This is a genomic window from Allobacillus salarius (assembly GCF_007559425.1).
GTDB lineage: Bacteria > Bacillota > Bacilli > Bacillales > Alkalibacillaceae > Allobacillus > Allobacillus salarius.
This window is the reverse complement of sequence record NZ_VMHE01000001.1, coordinates 302,642-323,652: the sequence shown is the minus strand read 5'-3', so window position 1 is coordinate 323,652 and position 21,011 is coordinate 302,642. Positions and strand designations below refer to the sequence as shown.

16 protein-coding genes, 1 other RNA gene and 1 other annotated feature are annotated in these 21,011 nt (G+C 38.5%); of the genes, 16 read left to right on the top strand and 1 reads right to left on the bottom strand.

The features are described 5' to 3' along the window. Positions 1–107 precede the first annotated feature (107 nt). The 10 genes from FPQ13_RS01720 to ssrS all read left to right on the top strand — a co-directional run bounded on the left by FPQ13_RS01720 (position 108) and on the right by ssrS (position 12,695). Positions 108–416, top strand: coding sequence for a post-transcriptional regulator (locus tag FPQ13_RS01720; protein ID WP_144087569.1), 309 nt, complete (start codon positions 108–110; stop codon positions 414–416). A 41-nt stretch (positions 417–457) separates the two neighbouring features. Next, complete coding sequence (secDF, locus tag FPQ13_RS01715) at positions 458–2,752, top strand: protein translocase subunit SecDF (RefSeq protein WP_144087568.1); 2,295 nt, start codon at positions 458–460, stop codon at positions 2,750–2,752. A gap of 139 nt (positions 2,753–2,891) precedes the next feature. Further along, positions 2,892–3,251, top strand: coding sequence for a LapA family protein (locus tag FPQ13_RS01710; RefSeq protein ID WP_144087567.1), 360 nt, complete (start codon positions 2,892–2,894; stop codon positions 3,249–3,251). 59 nt (positions 3,252–3,310) lie between these two features. Further along, on the top strand, positions 3,311–5,629 hold the full coding sequence (gene recJ / locus FPQ13_RS01705; protein ID WP_144087566.1) for a single-stranded-DNA-specific exonuclease RecJ: 2,319 nt from the start codon (positions 3,311–3,313) through the stop codon (positions 5,627–5,629). Continuing rightward, entirely contained in the window at positions 5,619–6,134 is a 516-nt protein-coding gene (locus tag FPQ13_RS01700) for an adenine phosphoribosyltransferase (protein ID WP_144087565.1), read from the top strand. Before recJ ends, FPQ13_RS01700 begins: the two co-directional genes overlap by 11 nt. 220 nt (positions 6,135–6,354) lie before the next feature. Beyond that, positions 6,355–8,550 carry a RelA/SpoT family protein gene (locus FPQ13_RS01695; RefSeq protein ID WP_144087564.1) on the top strand — a complete coding sequence of 732 codons (2,196 nt, stop codon included), beginning with the start codon at positions 6,355–6,357 and terminating at the stop codon, positions 8,548–8,550. A 30-nt stretch (positions 8,551–8,580) separates the two neighbouring features. Continuing rightward, positions 8,581–9,030 (top strand): D-aminoacyl-tRNA deacylase, encoded by a 450-nt coding sequence (gene dtd / locus FPQ13_RS01690; protein WP_144087563.1) that lies wholly within the window; start codon positions 8,581–8,583, stop codon positions 9,028–9,030. Between the two features lie 48 nt (positions 9,031–9,078). After that, positions 9,079–9,301, top strand: a binding site (T-box leader). Between the two features lie 73 nt (positions 9,302–9,374). Beyond that, on the top strand, positions 9,375–10,634 hold the full coding sequence (gene hisS / locus FPQ13_RS01685) for a histidine--tRNA ligase (protein WP_144087626.1): 1,260 nt from the start codon (positions 9,375–9,377) through the stop codon (positions 10,632–10,634). Between the two features lies 1 nt (position 10,635). Next, positions 10,636–12,408, top strand: coding sequence for an aspartate--tRNA ligase (gene aspS, locus FPQ13_RS01680; RefSeq protein WP_144087562.1), 1,773 nt, complete (start codon positions 10,636–10,638; stop codon positions 12,406–12,408). A gap of 105 nt (positions 12,409–12,513) precedes the next feature. After that, positions 12,514–12,695, top strand: a non-coding RNA gene (gene ssrS / locus FPQ13_RS01675) — 6S RNA. A gap of 110 nt (positions 12,696–12,805) precedes the next feature. Here ssrS and FPQ13_RS01670 read toward each other — a convergent pair. Then, on the bottom strand, positions 12,806–13,414 hold the full coding sequence (locus FPQ13_RS01670) for an RsfA family transcriptional regulator (protein WP_144087561.1): 609 nt from the start codon (positions 13,412–13,414) through the stop codon (positions 12,806–12,808). A gap of 158 nt (positions 13,415–13,572) precedes the next feature. Between FPQ13_RS01670 and FPQ13_RS01665 the strand changes: the two genes are divergently transcribed. From FPQ13_RS01665 to recD2, 6 genes are all read left to right on the top strand, one after another. Next, a complete protein-coding gene (locus tag FPQ13_RS01665) occupies positions 13,573–14,871 on the top strand; it encodes a replication-associated recombination protein A (RefSeq protein ID WP_144087560.1) in 1,299 nt (432 codons plus the stop codon). Between the two features lie 105 nt (positions 14,872–14,976). Then, on the top strand, positions 14,977–15,399 hold the full coding sequence (cymR, locus tag FPQ13_RS01660; protein WP_144087559.1) for a cysteine metabolism transcriptional regulator CymR: 423 nt from the start codon (positions 14,977–14,979) through the stop codon (positions 15,397–15,399). Positions 15,400–15,420: 21 nt separating this feature from the next. Further along, the gene (locus FPQ13_RS01655) at positions 15,421–16,578 is read left to right on the top strand and encodes a cysteine desulfurase family protein (RefSeq protein ID WP_144087558.1); all 1,158 of its coding nucleotides are present in this window, start codon (positions 15,421–15,423) and stop codon (positions 16,576–16,578) included. Positions 16,579–16,590: 12 nt separating this feature from the next. Continuing rightward, complete coding sequence (gene mnmA, locus FPQ13_RS01650) at positions 16,591–17,706, top strand: tRNA 2-thiouridine(34) synthase MnmA (protein WP_144087557.1); 1,116 nt, start codon at positions 16,591–16,593, stop codon at positions 17,704–17,706. A 166-nt stretch (positions 17,707–17,872) separates the two neighbouring features. After that, the gene (locus FPQ13_RS01645; RefSeq protein ID WP_144087556.1) at positions 17,873–18,535 is read left to right on the top strand and encodes a tetratricopeptide repeat protein; all 663 of its coding nucleotides are present in this window, start codon (positions 17,873–17,875) and stop codon (positions 18,533–18,535) included. A 30-nt stretch (positions 18,536–18,565) separates the two neighbouring features. After that, positions 18,566–20,998: an SF1B family DNA helicase RecD2 gene (gene recD2 / locus FPQ13_RS01640; RefSeq protein ID WP_144087555.1), complete on the top strand. Its 2,433-nt coding sequence runs from the start codon at positions 18,566–18,568 to the stop codon at positions 20,996–20,998. Positions 20,999–21,011 lie beyond the last annotated feature (13 nt).

Genomic DNA, 21,011 nt, shown 5'->3' with positions numbered 1-21,011 from the left:
AATTTTTAGGTACAATAATTTATATGCTTGAATAGGTACAAGTCATGACAAGTCTTTATATCGCTTTTTATAGATGACAATTCAAAATAGACAGGAGCGTCGAACGATTGGATCATTATACTCGACATGTTGATGAATGGCGGAATGAGACGAGAGAAGTTTTACAAAGTAAAGTAGATGAATTAAAATTATTAGGCTATCACGGCGTCAATGAAGAAGAAATCTGGGCATGTCTTTTAGCGAAAGTCTGGAAAAAAGAAAAACGATTAAGGCTTCATCAAGTGATACAAGATATATTGCATTTGAGCGGCAGCACGTACATGAGCTATTTGACTGTCGAAGCACAAGAGCAAGCAAACACGGATGATTTATTTCAGCAGATTGGTTCATTAGAGATAGCAACTGAAGAAGGGTAAAGTTGAAGAGAAGCAACGTTAACTAGGAAGGAGTCTTACATATGAATAGAAAAGGCAGAATTATTGCCTTCTTTCTAATTGTTTTACTTTTAGGAGGAATTATAGGAACGACAACACAAGGAATTACAAAAGATATTCCACTAGGTCTAGACCTCCAAGGTGGATTCGAAATCCTTTATGAAGTTGAACCGACTGATGATGACCAAGAAGTAAACAAAAAAATGATGGAAGCTGTTGTACAAAGCTTATATAAAAGGGTGGATATCTTAGGTGTTAATGAGCCGGTAATAGATATCGAGGGAGAAAATCGAATACGCGTTCAACTCGCCGGAGTCAGTGATCAAAATGAGGCGAGAGAAATACTTTCTACAACAGCAAATCTGTCTTTTCGAAGCGTAGAAGATGAGTTTTACTTTGGTGGTTCAGAGCTGGTTGAAGGCAGTGCGCAGCAGAATTTCAACGAGTTTAACCAACCGATTGTCACATTAGAGACAAAAAGAAATTTCTCTAATAGTGATTATGCTAATTTTGAAGAGTTAACTCGAGAGGTATCTCAATTACCGAGTACGCCAACAGCCGAGGTACCTTATCCACAAAACTTAATTGTTATTTGGCTAGATTATCAAGAAGGGGACTCCTTTGCTGAAGAGTACGGGAAGGAAGACCCTAAATTTATTTCAGCACCAAGTGTAAGTAAGCCAATTCCTGGAACAAATGTTCAAATCGACGGATCTTTTACGGTTGAGGAAGCTAAAAATTTAGCGGATATGTTGAATGCGGGTTCATTACCTGCTGAATTAACAGAAGTCTATTCTGTCGCTGTCGGCGCTCAGTTTGGGGAACAAGCTTTCGACAAAACCGTATTTGCTGGAATTCTAGGAGTTATTTTAATATTTGTTTTTATGATTATTGTTTATCGCTTCTTAGGTGTCATTGCTGTTATTTCACTTAGTGCTTATATTTACTTAATTTTATTAGTCTTTAACTTGATTAATGGTGTATTGACTCTTCCTGGTATTGCAGCCCTCGTATTAGGTGTTGGTATGGCTGTAGACGCCAATATTATTACGTACGAACGGCTGAAAGAAGAATTAAAGGCAGGAAAAACAGTTGCATCAGCAGCAAGGGCTGGTAATAAACGTTCATTTACAACGATTTTGGATGCTAATATTACTACAATTTTAGCTGCGATTGTTTTATTTATTTTCGGAACAAGTTCGGTCAAAGGCTTCGCAACGATGTTAATTATCAGTATATTACTAAGCTTTATTACAGCGGTTTATGGTACAAGACTACTAATGAACCTATGGATTAAAAGTAAAGCATTGAATAACAAGCCAAGATGGTTCGGTGTCAATCCGAATGAGATTATGGACATCAATAAGGGTGAAGAAGTTAAACCGACTTTCTTAGGTAAGACATTTGATTTTGTAAAACACCGCAAGATTTATTTCAGTGCATCAATTTTGCTAGTGATTGTTGGAGCTATATTTTTAACAACAATGCGTTTGAACTTAGGTGTCGATTTTGAAAGTGGTTCAAGAGTTCAAGTGATGTCAGATAACCAGTTGACCGTTGAAGAGGTGCGTTCAGAGTTTGAAGAACTGGGACATGAACCTAAACAACTAGTCTTAGCTGGCGATAACGAAGAAATGGCGATGGTTCGCTTTGATAAAGTGCTGACGCAAGAAGAAATTGCAACCGTCAATAATCATTTCGAAGAACTATATGGAAGCCAACCGAGTGTCAGTACCGTTTCTCCTCAAGTAGGACAGGAACTGGCGAAAAATGCTGTATATGCTGTTTTAATTGCTTCAATCGGTATTGTCATATATGTCGCCATACGATTTGAATTGATATTCGCGATAACAGCAATTATTGCTCTATTGCATGATGCATTTTTCATTTTGGCGTTGTTTAGCATTTTCCAATTTGAATTCGATATTACAATCATTGCAGCGATATTAACGATTGTAGGTTATTCAATCAATGATACGATCGTTACGTTTGATCGGATTAGAGAAAACTTGAGTCTCGAAAAACGAGTGAAGACATTCAAGCAATTAGCAGAAGTGGTTAACAAAAGCTTGATGCAGACGTTGACTCGTAGCTTCAATACAGTGATTACGGTTGTCTTTGCAGCTGTCATGCTGTTTGTATTTGGTGCTCAAGCCATTACTTATTTCTCCTTTGCTTTAATCGTTGGTTTGATTGCGGGAACGTATTCATCCTTGTTCTTGGCAGCTCAACTATGGTTAGTATGGAGAGGAAGAAGTATCGAATCCAATCCAATTGTTCAAAAGAAGAAAAAGCCATCTGGTGGCCCGCAAGTATAAACTAAACAGAGAGATCCGAACGAACTTTTGTTTCCGTTCGGATCTTTTTATTGGCTGACTAATTCGCACCAAAAGAATAACTCGCGAGGTTACCGGGTAAATAAAGAACAATGTACAAAAGTGATAAGGAGGGGCTTTAATGAAACAACAAACATGGATTATATTAACGCTATTATTTGCTTTGCTGATTGCGATTTTTGCTGTTATTAATGTTGACTCGGTACAGGTAGACTTTTTATTCGTACAAACAGACGTACCTTTAATACTTGTTATTCTATTATCTGCTTTACTCGGTTGCTTGGCTGTTGCGAGCGTAACGTATGCTAAATTTTATCAGTTAAAAAGAGAAATGAAACAGCTGAAAAAAGAGAATGAGGAACTTAAGCAACAGGGAGAATTAACGGACGGAAATCATGCCATTAGCGATGAAGGTGACCAAGAAGTTAATCTACAAGACGAAGAAAATTCAAATAGTGATCAGAAGAGTGATTGGAGTTAATCTTTATTGCTACCCCTAACGACCTCTAGTATAATAGATTTGTTAGGGGTGTTTTTATTATGCTTGAGAGCAAAATGAATTGGTTGGTAAATAATCAGCTGATTGATGAACCAACAAATATTCATTCATCTCCGATTGTCAATCGCATGTTGGCAAAGAGAAAGATACATAGTAAAGAAGAGGCAGAGTCTTTTCTTTATCCTACAAAAAAACAATTGTACGATCCGTTTTTGTTTGATGAAATGGATGCTGCTGTGAGCCGAATTCAAAAAGCAATTCAAACGAATGAAAAAGTGATGATATATGGCGATTATGACGCAGATGGTGTAACGTCAACCGCTATCTTAGTTTCTGTTTTAAGAAAAATGGGAGCTGATGTAGATTACTATATTCCTAACCGCTTTACAGAGGGTTATGGACCGAATGAGTTAGCCTTTCAAGCAATAAAAGCTCATGGGGTCGGTTTGATCATTACGGTCGATAACGGGGTTGCCGCTCCAAAAGAAGCTAAACTTGCAAGGGAACTTGGGATGGATTTAATTATTACGGACCACCACGAAGAACAAGATGAGTTGCCTGAATCCGTTGCGATGATTCATCCGAAGTTATCGGCAGATTATCCGTTTAATCATTTAGCGGGTGCAGGTGTTGCCTTAAAATTGGCTCATGCTTTGACTGGAGAATTGCAAGATGATTATTTAGCTTTGGCTTCTATTGGTACGGTAGCAGACCTCGTACCGATGGTTGGTGAAAATAGAGTGATTGTCAAAGAAGGGTTAAAAGCATTAACCTATACGAAAATGCCAGGATTGATGGCTTTAAAAAATATCGGAAAATTAAAAGGCCCGATGACGACTGAAAATATTGGTTTTGTTTTAGGGCCACGATTAAATGCTGTTGGGCGATTGCAAGATGCAGGCTTGGCAGTCGATTTATTACTTGAAGATGATGCAGTGTTGGCTGCTGAGATGGCCTTGGAAATTGACCAAATCAATAAAGAAAGACAAAAACTTGTCCAACAGATATTTGAAGAAGCAAATGAAATGATTGAAACAAATTATTTAGATGACCATGTCCTTGTCATCGCAAAAGAAGATTGGAATCCTGGCGTATTAGGCATTGTTGCTTCCCGAATCATTAATAAATACAACAGGCCGACATTGATGTTAAGCATTGACCATACACAGCAAGCTGCTAAAGGAAGTGCTAGAAGTATTCCAGCTTTTGATATTTTCAAACACGGTATGGAACTGAAGCATTTATTTGTTCATTTCGGTGGTCATCCTCAAGCAGCAGGTATGACTGTACGAATCGATGACATTGAAGAATTGAGGCTTGAATTAAATCGAAAAGCCGCAAGTGAATTAACACCAGCTGATTTCCACCCGACACTTCAAATAGAAGAAGAGATTAATTGGGAGGAAGTCGATATGGACTTTCCAGAATTAGTCGAGATGCTAGCACCTTTTGGTATGAATAATAACCGTCCAGTATTCCAAATCAACAATGTTGAAATAAAGGAATTGCGTAAAATTGGTGCAAAAAGCAATCATTTAAAGTTAACGGGATTAGTTGGTGATAAACAGCTTGAAGCTGTTGGATTCCAAATTGGGGATGTCGTTGATCGCTTATCGATGGGAAGTAAAATTGATCTAGCTGGTGAAATACAAATTAACGAATGGAACGGCAATCGAAAGCTACAAGTGTTGTTAAAAGATCTGCGATGCAATGAATGGCAGCTCTTTGATTTCCGAGGAAAAAGATTCACTTTACCGCCGACAATTTCGCCAGATGAGTTGGCAGCTATTTATTTCCAACCAGAGAATAAACCACAGGAATCAAAGTACTTAACCGTGCATGCTGAAAGCATAAATGAATTTGACCAATTGAATGAACGTAAACACATACTGATTCATGATTTGCCGAATAGTTTAGAGGAACTGGAAGGCGTATTGGGACGGCTTTCTTTTCACACACTATATGCATGCTATCAAATTGAACGATCATCATACTTTGAACGATTCCCATCAAGAGAAGTATTCAAAGACCTATTTAAAACGATCAAAAAACATCAAGTTATACAACAGCAACAACGTCATTTGCTTGCTGAAGCGAAAAAAATGAGCGAAGACGATTTAGATTTTATCCTCCAAGTGTTTTTTGATTTAGATTTTGTTAAAATAGTAGATGGTGACATTTTTTATATCGATCAAACAGAACCTAAACAATTAAGTGAATCAGTTACTTATCAACAACGGTTAAACCGAATTAAAATGGAAAAAACGCTATATTACTCAAACTACAACGAACTTAAAGAGTGGATTTCCATGAGACGCGGTCGCCAAGGGAAGGAAGGAGTAGTCTTACATGGATTATAAAAAACATATAACAATCGTAGAAGACTGGCCAAAAGAAGGAATTCAATTTAAAGATATTACGACATTGATGGATGATGGCAAAGCATTTAAATCAGCAGTGGACGAGATCGTCGAGTATGCTAAAAAAGTAGGTGCCGAACTCGTAGTTGGGCCTGAGGCTAGAGGATTTATTGTTGGATGTCCCGTTTCTTATGCACTTGAAATTGGGTTTGCGCCCGTCAGAAAAGAAGGGAAGCTCCCTAGGGAAACGATAAAGGTTGATTATGGATTGGAATACGGAAAAGACGTACTGACAATTCATAGAGACGCGATTAAACCAGGGCAAAAAGTTTTAGTAGTAGACGATCTATTGGCTACTGGTGGTACTGTCGAAGCAACGATTCAATTAGTTGAAGAATTAGGTGGAGAAGTTGTCGGTTGTGCATTTTTAATCGAGCTAGCCTATTTAAATGGTCGTGACAAATTAAAAGGCTATGATATCCTACCATTAATGACATATGAATAAGATGACAGGCTGGCTCTTCTTCCTGAAGAGTCAGCCAAGTCTTTTTTTATTTCATCCACACAAGTGAATACTGTACAAACAAAAACGATTTAGAGTGGGAACAAGGATTATTGGCTAAACAACACATGATAAACCGCACAAAAGATGTGTTTCTCTTTACATATGTCATTTGTTTATGAATAATGGAAAAAAAGAAAAGGAAGCAGCTAGGTGGTTGTATATGTCTAAACACAGTGTACGGACAATCGAACAAGTGTTAGAAAGAGCCAGTCAATATATGAATGAAGAACACGTGGCTTTTCTTCAGCATGCCTATCAATATGCAGCCAAAGCACATGAAGGCCAAATTAGAAAATCCGGTCAAGAATATATTTTACATCCCATTCAAGTAGCAGATATTTTAATTGATTTAAGAATGGATCCGGCAACAATTGCAGGCGGATTTCTTCATGATGTCATTGAGGATACTGAAATCTCTTATGATGATTTAAAAGAAGCTTTCAGTGAAGAAGTGGCTCAATTAGTCGATGGAGTTACGAAATTAGGGAAAATTAAATATAAATCTAAAGAAGAGCAACAAGCTGAAAATCACCGAAAAATGTTTATTGCTATGGCAAAGGATATTCGCGTGATTTTAATTAAGCTTGCAGACAGACTGCATAACATGCGCACATTGTCATTTCTTCCAGAAGAAAAACAACGAAGAATAGCGAATGAAACGTTAGAAATTTTCGCACCACTTGCGCATCGACTTGGAATTTCAACGATTAAATGGGAGCTCGAGGATACTGCACTTCGATATATGAATCCTCAGCAATATTACCGAATCGTTCAATTGATGAAACAAAAGCGTAGTGAACGTGAACAATATATTGAAACGGTTATTAGAGAAATTAATGAACAATTAGATGACATTAACATCGAAGCTGAGATATCCGGAAGACCAAAACACTTATATAGCATTTACCAGAAAATGGCAATTCAAAAGAAAGATTTTAACGAAATTTATGATTTGTTAGCAGTACGGATCATCGTGAGAAATATTAAAGAGTGCTATGCTGTATTGGGAATTATCCATACGTTATGGAAGCCAATGCCTGGGCGATTTAAAGACTATATAGCAATGCCAAAACCAAATCTATATCAATCGCTTCATACGACGGTAATCGGACCAGAAGGTGATCCATTAGAAGTACAAATTAGAACTTCTGAAATGCATGAAATTGCTGAGTATGGAATTGCGGCACATTGGGCTTATAAAGAAGGGAAATCAGAGAACGATTCTCCAAAAGATATGTCAAAACAACTAGCCTGGTTCCGAGAAATATTGGAATGGCAAAGTGAAACGAGAGATGCAGAGGAATTTATGGAATCATTGAAGTTCGATTTTTTCTCTGACATGGTCTATGTTTTCACTCCAAAAGGTGATGTCATCGAACTTCCAAATGGATCCGTACCACTAGATTTTGCTTATCGAATCCATACAGAGGTCGGTAACAAAACAGTCGGTGCCAAAGTAAACGGAAAAATCGTACCGCTTGATTATCAATTAAAAACAGGCGACATTATCGAAATTATGACATCCAAGCATTCGTATGGCCCTTCCGAAGATTGGCTGAAAATTACTCAGACAACTCAAGCGAAAAACAAAATCAAGCAATTTTTCAAAAGGCAACGGAAAGAAGAGAATGTGCAACGTGGCCGAGAAATGGTTGAAAAAGAGATTAAAAATATGGATCTCCAACCGAAAGAAGTGTTGACGGAAGAAAATATCCAATTGGCTTTGGACAGATTTCATTTTCAACATGAAGATGATTTGTATGCGGCCGTCGGTTATCAAGGTGTCACCGCTCTTCAAGTTGCCAATCGTGTGACAGAAAAAATTCGTCAAAAAGAAAAACAAGTGAATCTTGAACAGACGCTTGAAAATCTTCAAAATGAAGTAACGCCAAGAAAACGTAGAGCATCAACATCTGGCGTCATCGTACGTGGTCTTGACAATCTACTTATTCGTCTGTCGAAATGTTGCAACCCTGTTCCGGGTGATGAAATTGTCGGTTTCATTACGAAAGGAAGAGGCGTTTCCGTTCACCGTGCAGATTGTCCAAACGTTTCCAATGAAGGTGAAACACGATTGATTGATGTGGAATGGGAACGAAATAGTCAGCGTCAACAGAGCTATCATGTTGACTTGGAAATCACTGGCTATGATCGAAGCGGATTTTTAAATGAGATTTTACAAGCTGTCAATGAAACAAATACTTCGATAACGCATGTGAATGGCAAATCGGACAAAAATAAAATTGCAACGATTAATCTAACGATTTTAATTCATAATTTAGAACACTTACGAAGCATTGTTGAACGCATTAAAAAAATTAGAGACGTTTTTGCAGTTCAGCGACTAATACACTAATGAATTTTGTTGGATAAAGGGGTAAGAACAATGCGAGCTGTAATTCAACGAGTAACTAGTGGTGCAGTCGATGTTAGTGGAGAGCGAACAGGAGCCATCCAAGACGGGCTCGTCGTATTACTCGGCGTATCCACAAAGGACACAGAGAAAGATGTGGATTATTTAGCAGAAAAAATTGTTAACTTGCGAATTTTTGAAGATGATCAAGAAAAGATGAACCGATCACTCATCGATGTTCAAGGAAAACTATTGTCTATTTCTCAATTCACCTTATATGGAGATACGAGGAAAGGCAGGAGACCTAACTTTATGCAAGCAGCTAAACCTGACCAAGCACTTGAACGATACCAGCAATTTAATGAAAAGGTTAGACAGTTAGGCATAGAAGTGGAAGAGGGAAGATTTGGTGAACATATGGAAGTATCATTGGTCAATGATGGTCCAGTCACCTTAATCATAGATACAGACGATAAATCTTGACAAGCTAATTAAATATAGCTATGATAATTTAAATTAATTGAATAATAATGAATACCTACGAAGGAAAAAGTAGCAAAGAAACACATATTTCAGAGAGAGTTTGCCAATGGCTGAAAGCAGGCTCATATGTCCTTTGTGAAAGACATTCTGGAGGTGCCTTACCGAAATAAAAGTAGGTTTAGGCCGCTAAAGGCGTTATTGAAATGAAGTGAAAGCAACTTTCTTAGGTTGCTTTAATCAGGGTGGCAACACGGGTAAACTCGTCCCTATCAATTGAATGCGGATTGATAGGGATTTTTTTATTTTCAAAAGAGTTACATAAAACGAAGGAGGAATTGACATTGATCCATATACCTAGAGGCACGGAAGATCTACTGCCAGAAGCAACAGAAAAGTGGCAAGTCATTGAAAATACGTTACGAAAATTATCGGAAAAATATCATTATAAAGAGATACGCACGCCTATGTTTGAACGGACTGAACTATTCCAACGAGGTGTCGGTGATACAACAGACATCGTTCAAAAAGAGATGTACACGTTTGAAGACAGAGGCGGGAGAAGTTTAACTCTACGGCCTGAAGGGACAGCTTCAGTAGCAAGATCTTATGTACAACACAAGATGCATGGTTTACCAGAACAACCGACTAAATTGTATTATATCGGTCCAATGTTCAGGTATGAACGGCCACAGCAAGGCCGCACACGCCAGTTCACTCAGTTTGGCATAGAAGCGATCGGCAGTGACAATCCTGCAATCGATGCAGAAGTTTTAGCGTTTGCGATGGAGTGTTACGAAGCTTTTGGACTGAAGTCATTGAAGTTAGTCATCAATAGTTTAGGTGACCATGAAAGTCGTCAAAATCACCGAAAAGCATTAATTGAACATTTTCAACCACATCAAGAAGAGCTATGCCAAGATTGCCAGGTGAGATTAGAAAAGAATCCTCTTCGTTTACTGGATTGTAAAGTCGATCAAGATCATCCAGCGATGAAAACAGCACCTTCCATTTTGGATTACCTCAATGAGTATTCGAGTAATTACTTTGAGTCCGTCAAAAAACATTTGGATGCAATGGGGATCTCTTATACCGTTGATGAAAATCTGGTGCGTGGGTTAGATTATTATACACAAACCGCTTTCGAAATCATGAGTGAAGCGGATGGATTCGGTTCCATTACTACACTTTCCGGTGGTGGACGTTACAACGGTTTAATAGAAGACCTTGGTGGCCCTGAAACCTCTGGAATCGGTTTTGCTTTAAGTATTGAACGATTGCTGATGGCACTGGAAGCTGAAAAGCTATCGCTTGAAACGAACGCAGGAATCGATTGTTATATCGTTTCGATCGGTGAAGAAGTGACTTTCACGGCAACTGAGCTCACTCATCAATTACGTCAACAAGGTATTCGGGCTGACCGCGATTATTTGAATAAAAAAATGAAAGCACAATTTAAGGCTGCTGAGCGGGCAAATGCAAAATTTGTCGTTATCCTTGGTGAGAACGAAATGAATGAAGGTAAAGCACAAGTAAAAGAACTAGCAACAGGGGAACAAACAACTGTTCCACTCAACGAGATTGCAACATATATAGGAGGGAAATAAAATGCTCGAACGTTCACATAGCGGTATGCTCACGCTGGACCAAGAGAATCAGACTGTATTATTAAAAGGATGGGTTCAACGACGCCGTGACCTTGGCGGATTAATTTTTATTGATTTACGTGATCGCTCAGGAGTCGTACAAGTCGTATTCAGCCCTGAATCGAAAGAAGCATTAGAGCAAGCTGAAAAAATTCGAAGTGAATATGTCATCGAGGTAACGGGCATAGTGAAGCGCCGAGATGAAGGTACGATCAATCCATCGATGAAAACAGGAGAACTTGAAATTGTCGCTAACGAACTAACGATTATTAGCAAATCGAAAGGACTACCGATTCCAATTGAGGAACATATCGATGTTTCTGAAGAAATTCGCTTGAAGTACCGTTACTTAGATTTAAGACGTAAATCCATGCAAGAAACATTTATTTTACGTCATAAGACCGCTCAATCCATCCGTCAATATTTAAATCGACAAAACTTTTTGGAGATGGAGACGCCAGTCTTGACGAAGAGTACACCGGAAGGCGCAAGAGACTATTTAGTTCCTAGTCGCGTTCATGAAGGTGAATTCTATGCATTGCCGCAGTCGCCACAGCTCTTTAAACAGCTGCTAATGGTTTCTGGATTTGAGAAGTACTATCAGATTACCCGTTGTTTCCGTGATGAAGATTTGCGTGCGGACCGTCAGCCTGAATTCACACAAATTGATATTGAAACGTCATTCATGAATCAAGAAGAAATCATGAAATTGACGGAAGAAATGCTTCGCTTTGTTGTAAAAGAAGTTAAAGGTAAAGACATCGCCAACCCATTCCCTCGGATGAGCTATCAAGAAGCGATGGAACGATACGGTTCAGATAAACCAGATACACGCTTTGGTATGGAGTTAAAACAAATTAATGAATTTGCTGCTACTTCAAATTTTAATGTGTTTAAACATACGGTAGAAAATGGCGGTCAAGTAAGTGCTTTAAATGTAGAAAATCAAGCCGAACAATTTTCAAGAAAAGACATCGATCAATTAACTGAATTTGTGAAGATCTATGGAGCAAAAGGGTTAGCGTGGATTAAAGTTGATGAAAATGACAAGTTGACAGGTCCAATCGCTAAGTTTTTCGATGAAGATGACGCAAATTCATTACGTGAACAATTGGGCGCAAAAGCGAATGATCTACTGCTGTTCGTTGCGGATCAAAAACAAATTGTTTACGACAGTTTAGGCGCATTGCGTTTAAAACTAGGAAAAAGTCTAGGTTTAATCAATGAAGATCAACTGAACTTCTTGTGGGTAACTGATTGGCCATTATTTGAATATGATGCTGATGACGGACGCTATCATGCAGCTCACCACCCGTTTACAATGCCTAAATTAGAACATATTGAAAAACTGACGGAATCACCGGAAGATGTCCAAGCACAAGCTTATGACGTTGTGTTAAATGGATTCGAACTTGGCGGCGGATCGTTGCGTATATACGAAAAAGACTTGCAATACAAAATGTTTGAAGCGCTTGGCTTTACAAAAGAATCCGCGGAAGAACAATTTGGTTTCTTATTAGAAGCATTGGAATACGGCGCACCACCACACGGGGGAATTGCGTTAGGCTTTGACCGTTTAGTAATGCTCTTGGCCGGTAAGACGAACCTTCGTGACACAATTCTTTTCCCAAAAACAGCTTCAGCCTCAGATCCATTGACAGAGGCGCCATCACAAGTATCAAATGAGCAACTAGCGGAACTGAATTTAGAATTGAAGAAGAAAGAAAGTCAATAAGCTGAATATTCTAAAAAAAGTTTAAGAAAACCAAAAATTGGACGCTTGTTTCCCTTGATATTGAAAAATGTATATGATATTATTTGATTACAAACTTGAAACAAAGCAATCCTAATGTGTTCGTCTTCTCCGTCGTACGTTTTGACCGAACACTTTTATGTAAGGGAGTCTGGCGTTTCTGCGTGGCGTATATGCCTTTTTGAGGACATACAAGACGCAGAACAGGACACCCACCTGCCTGGAGCGGGTTCAAAACATTAAGGAGGAACGGCACAATTGGGATTGTGTACATATGAAAAAAGCTATTTTAAGCGACGCTTAGAATAGCTTTTTTACATATTTTTATAGAAAAAATTTAGTAACAATCTTAATGAATGGGTTTAGAGCTCTGTTTGTTTCACTTAGCAATTTGTTCTAAATTACCATTTTTGGCCATCTTAAAAGCAGGTGAAGACAAGGATGAATCCTCATCCAATACGACCATTTTTCTTGCTCGATCCATGATATTTACGAATGTCTGGTAATCTTCTTTTAACGTTTCATAATCTTTCTGTAGTTGTTCGTATTTTACTTTCCACTCTTCATTCTCATTGGTTAATTGTTGATTGTACTCCTTCATTTGCTCGAACTCGGCTTCATTGTTTAATGCGGTAGATTCTTTCAGTTGTTCTAGTAAATGAATAATTTCATCAATTGTCGAAGGTTGCTTCGTTGTATTGATTTCTTTCGTTCTGGAAATGCTTGTCACACGATCTGTAGCTTGTTGTTTCATAGCCTTTTTTCGTTCCTTACGCTGTCTCTTGGCTAAGTCTACTGCTTTTTCATAGTTTTTACGAACTTCAGCGTTCCACCGAAAACCACAGGCAGCAGCCGTTCGATTCAGTTTGTCGCCGACTTCCTCGAAAGCAACGAGCTGTGTGCTTCCTTCACGTATATGTCTAAGCACAGTTTCTGCCAGTAATAAATCATCTTCATGAGACCAAGCGTCTTGCCTCACTTTAACCATATTCCCAACTCCTTTTGTTCTCGATTGATAGTTTCCTATTTCTATCATGTGCAAGTCGCGAAGATAATATACATAGAAATCCAGGCTCAAACTAAGAAATAAATGAATATATATAGTAAAATAGATAAAAGATTGAACATGATTTGAAGGAGAACGATATGTTTAACAATGAACCACTTGCTTTCCGTATGCGACCAGAGAAAATTGAAGAAGTTGTCGGTCAAAAACATGTCATTGGTAAAGACACTTCTTTATATAAAATGATAAAAAATGGATATGTACCTTCAATGCTTCTTTATGGCCCTCCAGGAACTGGCAAAACTTCTTTGGCTTATGCCATTGCAGGTTCCTCCAACATGGAATTTTTTGCGATCAATGCAACGAGTGCCAGCAAAAAAGAGGTCGAGCATATTATCCAAGAAGCTAAGTTAACAAGAAACGTCCTTTTGTTCATTGATGAAATTCATCGTTTTCATAAAGGACAACAGGATACCTTGTTAAATGCAATGGAAGAAGGAATTATTACATTTATTGGTGCTACGACAGAAAACCCTTACCATAGTGTAAACAATGCGATTCGCTCTCGTTGTGGACAAATTAAACAATTGCAACCATTAAAGAAAGAAGATATATTAGGGCTTCTTCATCGAGCGTTAAAAGATCCAAAAGGGTTATCAAACATGACGATTGATATTTCCGAGGAACATCTGAAACGAATAGCCGAAACGACAGGTGATGGACGGACAGCTTTGACCATTTTAGAAGAAGTGGTATTCGCTTCGGACATGACTGATGAAGGTGTCTATCAAGTAGAACTCGAAACAGTGGAATCAAGCATTCAAAACAAAGGTTTTGTGCATGATAATAAGGGAGACATTTATTATGATCTTCTGTCCGGTTTTCAAAAAAGCATCCGGGGCAGTGACGTGGATGCCGCCTTATATTATTTAGCAAGGCTATTAGAAGGCGGTGATCTGGAAGCCATCATGCGCCGATTGTTGGTCATTGCTTATGAGGATATTGGATTGGCTAGTCCAGCCGTTGCTGCAAGGGTGCTATCTGCCATTCAATCAGTTGAACGATTAGGCTTGCCTGAGGCTAGAATTCCACTTAGTGTCATCACAATTGAGCTATGCTTATCACCGAAGTCGAATACTGCATATAAAGCATTGGACAAAGCGATTAAACACGTCAAAAAAGGTATTACGGCAGATATACCTGATCATATAAAAGATTCCCATTATGCAGGTGCATCCCATTTAGGTCATGGGATTGAATATCAATATCCACACCATTCTTCCACGGGATGGGTATACCAAGAATATTTACCTGAATCACTTCGTGGCATGACTTATTATCAGCCGAAGATGTTAGGTGAAGAAAAAAGATATGCGCAAACATACGAGAAATTAAAAAAGTTAGCGAATGAATCTCGTCAGAATTCAAAAAAGCGCTAGTTCATTAAATTCCACAATGTTATAAAACATGCTATAATGTCAGATGGTTTTCTACAAAGATATCAATCTTGCTGTTACGTTGTTTATTAATGAGGGGGATAAAGGATGAAGATCTCTACAAAAGGGAGATACGGACTAACGATAATGATCGCATTGGCGAAAGGTCACCCGAGTAAAAAACCGATTTCGCTAAAAGCAATTGCTCAAGAATATCAATTATCTGAACATTACCTTGAACAATTAATTGCACCGTTGCGTAATGTAGGATTGGTCAAAAGTGTTCGTGGAGCAAAGGGTGGATATTTGCTCGCTGAAGAACCAAAAAATATAACAGCAGCAGATATCATCAGACCACTTGAAGGGCCGATTCGTCCCGTTGAAGAAATGGATGACGAACAACCCGCTCAGAAAGAATTGTGGCGCAGAATCCGTGATGCTGTGAAAGATGTTCTTGATTCAACGACATTAGCTGATTTAGCTGAACATGATGGCTCTATTTATCAGGAAGAGCATATGTTTTATATTTAATAGAAAAAGTAGGTGACTTCTGTGAAACGCGTTTATTTAGATTACGCAGCGACAACTCCATTACATCCTGAAGTCAAGCAAGAAATGATGGAAGCTTTGGATGGAACATATGGAAACCCATCAAGCATCCATTCTTTCGGTAGAGAAAGTAGAAAATTATTGGATGATGCTAGAAGTATAGCGGCACGGAGTATCGGAGCCGATTTTTCTTCAATTATATTTACGAGCGGGGCGACCGAGGCAAATAATTTGGCTATTTTCGGTGTTGCTAGAGCGTATGCCCATCGAGGAAAACATATCATCACGACGCAAATCGAACATCATGCTGTTTTGCATCCAATGGAGGAACTGCAAAAGGAAGGCTTTGAAGTAACCTTTCTCCCAGTTGATGAATCGGGCATTGTTTCAGTTGAAGCGGTGGAAGAAGCTCTTCGACCGGATACGATTTTTGTTTCCATCATGCGAGTGAATAATGAAACGGGTATGCGTCAGCCAATTGAGGCGATTGGGGAGCGGCTAAAAGAACACCAAGCCATTTTCCATACAGATGCGGTACAAGCATATGGGTTGGAAAAGCTCGATGTCACGTCATTCAACGTAGACCTACTATCTGTTTCATCGCATAAAATATACGGGCCAAAAGGAATTGGGTTTTTATATCGAAATGACGATGTTCATTTAGCACAACAAATCTTTGGCGGTGAACAAGAAAGAAAATGGCGATCAGGAACTGAAAATATGCTTGGCATTAGAGGGTTTACAAAAGCAATTGAGTTACTGGAGAAAGAACAGAACGAACGGTTGATGCATTACGAAAAGCTAAGTAAACAGTTTTTCAAAGGATTGAATGATTTCTCCATTGACTATCATTTGAATGGAACAAGAGAAGAGCATATGCCAAATATATTAAATATTAGTTTTCCAGGTGTAGAAGTTGAGATGTTTTTGACCAATCTCGACTTGGAAGGGATTGCTGTCTCATCCGGTTCTGCATGTACAGCTGGGTCCATTGATCCGTCCCATGTATTAAAAGCAATGTATGGTGAAGAAAATGATCGTCTATATAATTCCATTCGTTTTAGTTTTGGAATCGAAACGAGTGATGAAGATATACAGTTTTGTGTAGAAAAAATAAGCAAGATCTTAAACAGATTAATACCAAGCAATACAAGAGGTTAGGTGGTGATAAAAATGAAAAAACCAGAAGATACGAGAGTTGTAGTTGGTATGTCTGGTGGCGTCGACTCATCTGTCACTGCGTTGCTTTTGAAGCAACAAGGATATGATGTCGTGGGAATCTTCATGAAAAACTGGGATGACACGGATGAATTCGGTGTGTGTACAGCAACAGAGGACTATGAAGATGTGGCACGGGTTGCCAACCAGCTGGACATTCCTTACTATTCGGTAAATTTTGAAAAGCAATATTGGGATAAAGTGTTTACCTACTTTCTAGATGAATATAAAGCGGGACGCACGCCAAATCCAGACGTCATGTGTAATAAAGAAATTAAGTTCAAAGCATTTCTAGACCACGCAATGGGTTTAGGAGCAGATTACTTAGCGACTGGACATTATGCACGAGTCAATGAAATAGATGGTCAAGCACAAATGCTTCGCGGCGTCGATTCAAATAAAGATCAAACATACTTTTTGAATCAGATTCCGAAAGAAATACTTCCGAGATTGATGTTTCCTTTAGGAGAGCTCGATAAATCTGAAGTACGTGAAATTGCCAAAAAACATGATTTAGCTACTGCAACGAAGAAAGATAGTACAGGAATTTGCTTTATTGGCGAACGAAACTTCAAAGAATTTTTGAGTGAATACCTACCGGCCAAACCAGGTGAAATGCAAACATTGGATGGCGAAGTGAAAGGTAAACATGATGGATTAATGTACTACACAATCGGTCAAAGACAAGGTCTTGGAATTGGTGGTGCGGGTGATCCATGGTTCGTAATTGGGAAAAATTTAGAAGAAAATATACTTTACGTAGGGCAAAGCTTTGATAACGAAGCGCTTTATTCAGATTCATTAGAAGCTGTCCACTTGAATTGGTTAACAGATATTGATTTAAGTGAACCAATTGAGTGTACGGCAAAGTTCAGATATAGACAGGAAGATTATGCCGTTCGAGTCATCGTTGATTCCGATAAAGATCAAGCGAACGTCATCTTTAAAGAACCACAACGGGCGATTACACCAGGTCAAGCTGTTGTATTTTATGATGGTGACCGTTGTTTGGGTGGCGGAACGATCGATCGAGCTTTTAAAGACGGTAAACAATTGACATATCTAGCTTAAAAGTCAGCACATTATTGTGGTGGCTTTTTTGCCAGATAAACGCCTAATATAATGAAGTACATATTTTTAAAAAAAATATTCGCACGAGGTGTGCGATACGATAAAATATAAGTTAAATTGGGTAAACGATATGAAGATAGCTGTGCAATCGAAAGGAGTAGAACGGATGAACTTAATTGAAAAAGGAATCGAACACGTGCAAGCGAACGAACTTGAGGAAGCTGCCAGTACATTCAATCAATACATCGAGGAAAATCCAAACGATCCCGTTGGATTTATTAATTTCGGAAATCTACTTAACCATGTGGGTGAATACGACAAAGCAAAAAACTTTTTTAATCGTGCCATTGAGATTGATTCAAAATCAGGAACGGCTTATTATGGTTTAGGCGTTCTTTATTTCGAGCAAGAAGATTATCAGCAGGCAGCAAAAGAATTTCAAAGTGCTGTACAGTACGGTTTAAACGATGCAGATGCTTATTATATGCTTGCCGTTTCATTAAGAAATCAACAGAATGAAAAGCTCGCTCTTCCGTATTTTCAACGAGCAAGCGAGTTAAACAAAAAAGACATAGAAATTCAGTTCCAATATGGTTTAAGCTTAGCTTATAATGGACAAGTCGACCATGCATTGACTCAGTTAATGTATGTGACGGAATTGGACGAACAACACGCAGATGCTCACTACAATATCGCAGTGTGTTATTTACACAAAGACCTAGCACAAGAAGCATTGACCTATTTCAAAAAAACACTTCATATACAGCCGGACCACATGCTTGCAGCAGATGGTAAAATTAAAGTCGAAGAATACTTGAAAGAAGTATAACTGATTTGATCGATGAAGGAGATAGAAGGAATGACTGAACAGCTTTATATAAAAGGCCAACTGAATCATATGATATTCCATAATGCTGAAAAACAATTTTCTATCGCATCGATCAAGCTAGAGGAAACGAATTTAGACACAAAGGAAGATGAATTTGTGGTAAAAGGTCATCTTCCGAAACTTACATACGGAAATGATTATATATTTTACGGCAAGATGGAAAGCCACCCTCGGTTCGGAGATCAATTTCAAGTTTTCACTTATGAAAAAGAGCTACCGAAAACCGAGGAAAGCTTAATCCGTTATCTCGCTAGTGATTTATTTTATGGAATTGGATTAAAGACAGCGAAGAAAATCGTCGGTAAATTAGGGATTGATACGGTCGAAAAAGTGCTCATGGATGAAACGGTTTTAGATGGAATCGTATCGATGAAAAAAGAGACGAAACAGCAGTTTATTCAAGATTTACGTCTTCATCAAGGTTTTGATCGTGTAACGGTCGAATTGTCCAAGTACGGAATCGGACTCCAGCTCGCACAAAAGATTTATGCGTTACATCAAGAAAAAACGCTTGATGTGTTGACAGAGAACCCTTACCAACTTGTATTCCAAATTGAAGGATTCGGATTTCAACGAGCGGATGAAATTGCTCAACAAATCGGTATTCGCAAGGATCATCCGACACGAATTCAGGCAGGCATTTTACACGTGTTAGAAGAGGAATCACTGAACGGCCATGTGTTTGTGTATGAAAAATACTTAATCCGCCAAGCTTCTGAACTACTGTTTTCTCATGGTACTAACGGTGACTTCTCATTTGACATTTATTTTCAGTCATTAATAGAAGAATCGTTGCTCGTGAAAGAAAATGACCGAATCTATTTACCTCAACTTTATTTTGCAGAAGAAGGGATTGCATCGCAACTTGCTCGGATTCAGGAAGTAAAAGAGGATGCAACCTATGCAGAAAGTGAACTATTAAAACTGATTGGCGACTTAGAGGAACGTGAAGGTATATCATACGGAGAAGAGCAGTATGAAGCAATCAAGATGGCGTTGGATGAAAAAGTCATGATATTGACCGGGGGACCTGGGACCGGTAAGACCACCGTTGTGAAAGGTATATTGGAGAGTTATCAAAAACTATGCGATAAAGAAAAAACGATCAAAGACTCCGATTATTTGCTATGCGCGCCGACGGGTCGTGCAGCTAAGCGTTTGAGTGAATCAACAGGGATGAAAGCGAAAACGATTCATAGCTTGCTCGGTTGGAGTGGAGAAAATGAGTTTGAATATGATGCAGGTAATCAACTGGAAGGAAAACTAATTATCATCGATGAATTTTCCATGGTCGATGTTTGGCTTGCGAATCGATTGGTCAAAGCGATTCCGTCTTCAATGAAAGTCATTCTTGTAGGAGATGAAGATCAGTTACCATCAGTCGGGCCAGGAGAAGTGCTCTCCGATTTGTTGAAGTCCGATTGTATTAAAGTAGCTAGACTAGAAGAGATCTATCGACAAAAAGAAGATTCATCCATTATTAAGTTAGCCCATGCGATTAAAAATGACCGTTTTGAAGAGCTTGATTTATCGAAATCCAGTGACTTTAATTTTTTTCCGACAACGACAGAAAATACAGCGGTCATGATTGAAAAAATAGTAGAGCGTGCATTAGCGAAAGGCTATACACAACGTGATATTCAAGTGTTGGCTCCTATGTATCGTTCTAAAGCAGGCATTCATGCATTAAATGAAGCATTGCAGCAGCTATTTAATCCACCTTCGCAACAAAAACGAGAAATAAAACACTTTGATTCCATCTATCGATCTGGCGACAAAGTCATTCAGCTTGTGAATCAACCAGAGAAAAAGGTGTTTAATGGCGATATTGGGGAAATAAGAGCGATTAAAAAACCGACGGAAACCGAAACGAAAAAAGAAGAAATGATTGTGGATTTTGAAGGATTGGAAGTTTCCTATACACGGCAAGATTTCAATCAATTGATGCTCGCTTATGCGATTTCAATCCATAAATCACAAGGCTCAGAATTTCCAATCGTCATTATTCCAATCGTTCGTTCTTTTAGAAGAATGCTCGTAAAAAACTTAATCTATACAGCCATTACACGAGGAAAATCATCACTCATTATTTGTGGAGAATATAACGAACTGATGGATGGTTTGCGACAAAAGAACTTCTTTAACCGGAATACGACGTTAGTCGAACGATTAAAACATGTTTGGGGAATGAGTGTAGATGAAATCGATCGTAATGCCGCAATTGAAGTCAGCGAATCGGCAAAAGAGCTGAGTGGATCACAAGACGAAGCTTCATCTGATAAAATAATCGAGACAAAACAAGTAAAGCCAAAAATTGAATCAGAAGACGATTACGAAGGACTACCATTAGAAGATGCTGAAAAACATGATGATGGTTTATCACCATATGATTTTATGGATTAATATACAAAAATTG

Excerpts from the sequence above, each read along its gene's own strand:
- secDF (WP_144087568.1), top strand. The coding sequence starts at position 458 with ATGAATAGAAAAGGCAGAATTATTGCCTTCTTTCTAATTGTTTTACTT.
- FPQ13_RS01710 (WP_144087567.1), top strand. The coding sequence starts at position 2,892 with ATGAAACAACAAACATGGATTATATTAACGCTATTATTTGCTTTGCTG.
- recJ (WP_144087566.1), top strand. The coding sequence starts at position 3,311 with ATGCTTGAGAGCAAAATGAATTGGTTGGTAAATAATCAGCTGATTGAT.
- FPQ13_RS01700 (WP_144087565.1), top strand. The coding sequence starts at position 5,619 with ATGGATTATAAAAAACATATAACAATCGTAGAAGACTGGCCAAAAGAA.
- FPQ13_RS01695 (WP_144087564.1), top strand. The coding sequence starts at position 6,355 with ATGTCTAAACACAGTGTACGGACAATCGAACAAGTGTTAGAAAGAGCC.
- dtd (WP_144087563.1), top strand. The coding sequence starts at position 8,581 with ATGCGAGCTGTAATTCAACGAGTAACTAGTGGTGCAGTCGATGTTAGT.
- aspS (WP_144087562.1), top strand. The coding sequence starts at position 10,636 with ATGCTCGAACGTTCACATAGCGGTATGCTCACGCTGGACCAAGAGAAT.
- FPQ13_RS01670 (WP_144087561.1), bottom strand. The coding sequence starts at position 13,414 with ATGGTTAAAGTGAGGCAAGACGCTTGGTCTCATGAAGATGATTTATTA.
- FPQ13_RS01665 (WP_144087560.1), top strand. The coding sequence starts at position 13,573 with ATGTTTAACAATGAACCACTTGCTTTCCGTATGCGACCAGAGAAAATT.
- cymR (WP_144087559.1), top strand. The coding sequence starts at position 14,977 with ATGAAGATCTCTACAAAAGGGAGATACGGACTAACGATAATGATCGCA.
- mnmA (WP_144087557.1), top strand. The coding sequence starts at position 16,591 with ATGAAAAAACCAGAAGATACGAGAGTTGTAGTTGGTATGTCTGGTGGC.
- FPQ13_RS01645 (WP_144087556.1), top strand. The coding sequence starts at position 17,873 with ATGAACTTAATTGAAAAAGGAATCGAACACGTGCAAGCGAACGAACTT.
- recD2 (WP_144087555.1), top strand. The coding sequence starts at position 18,566 with ATGACTGAACAGCTTTATATAAAAGGCCAACTGAATCATATGATATTC.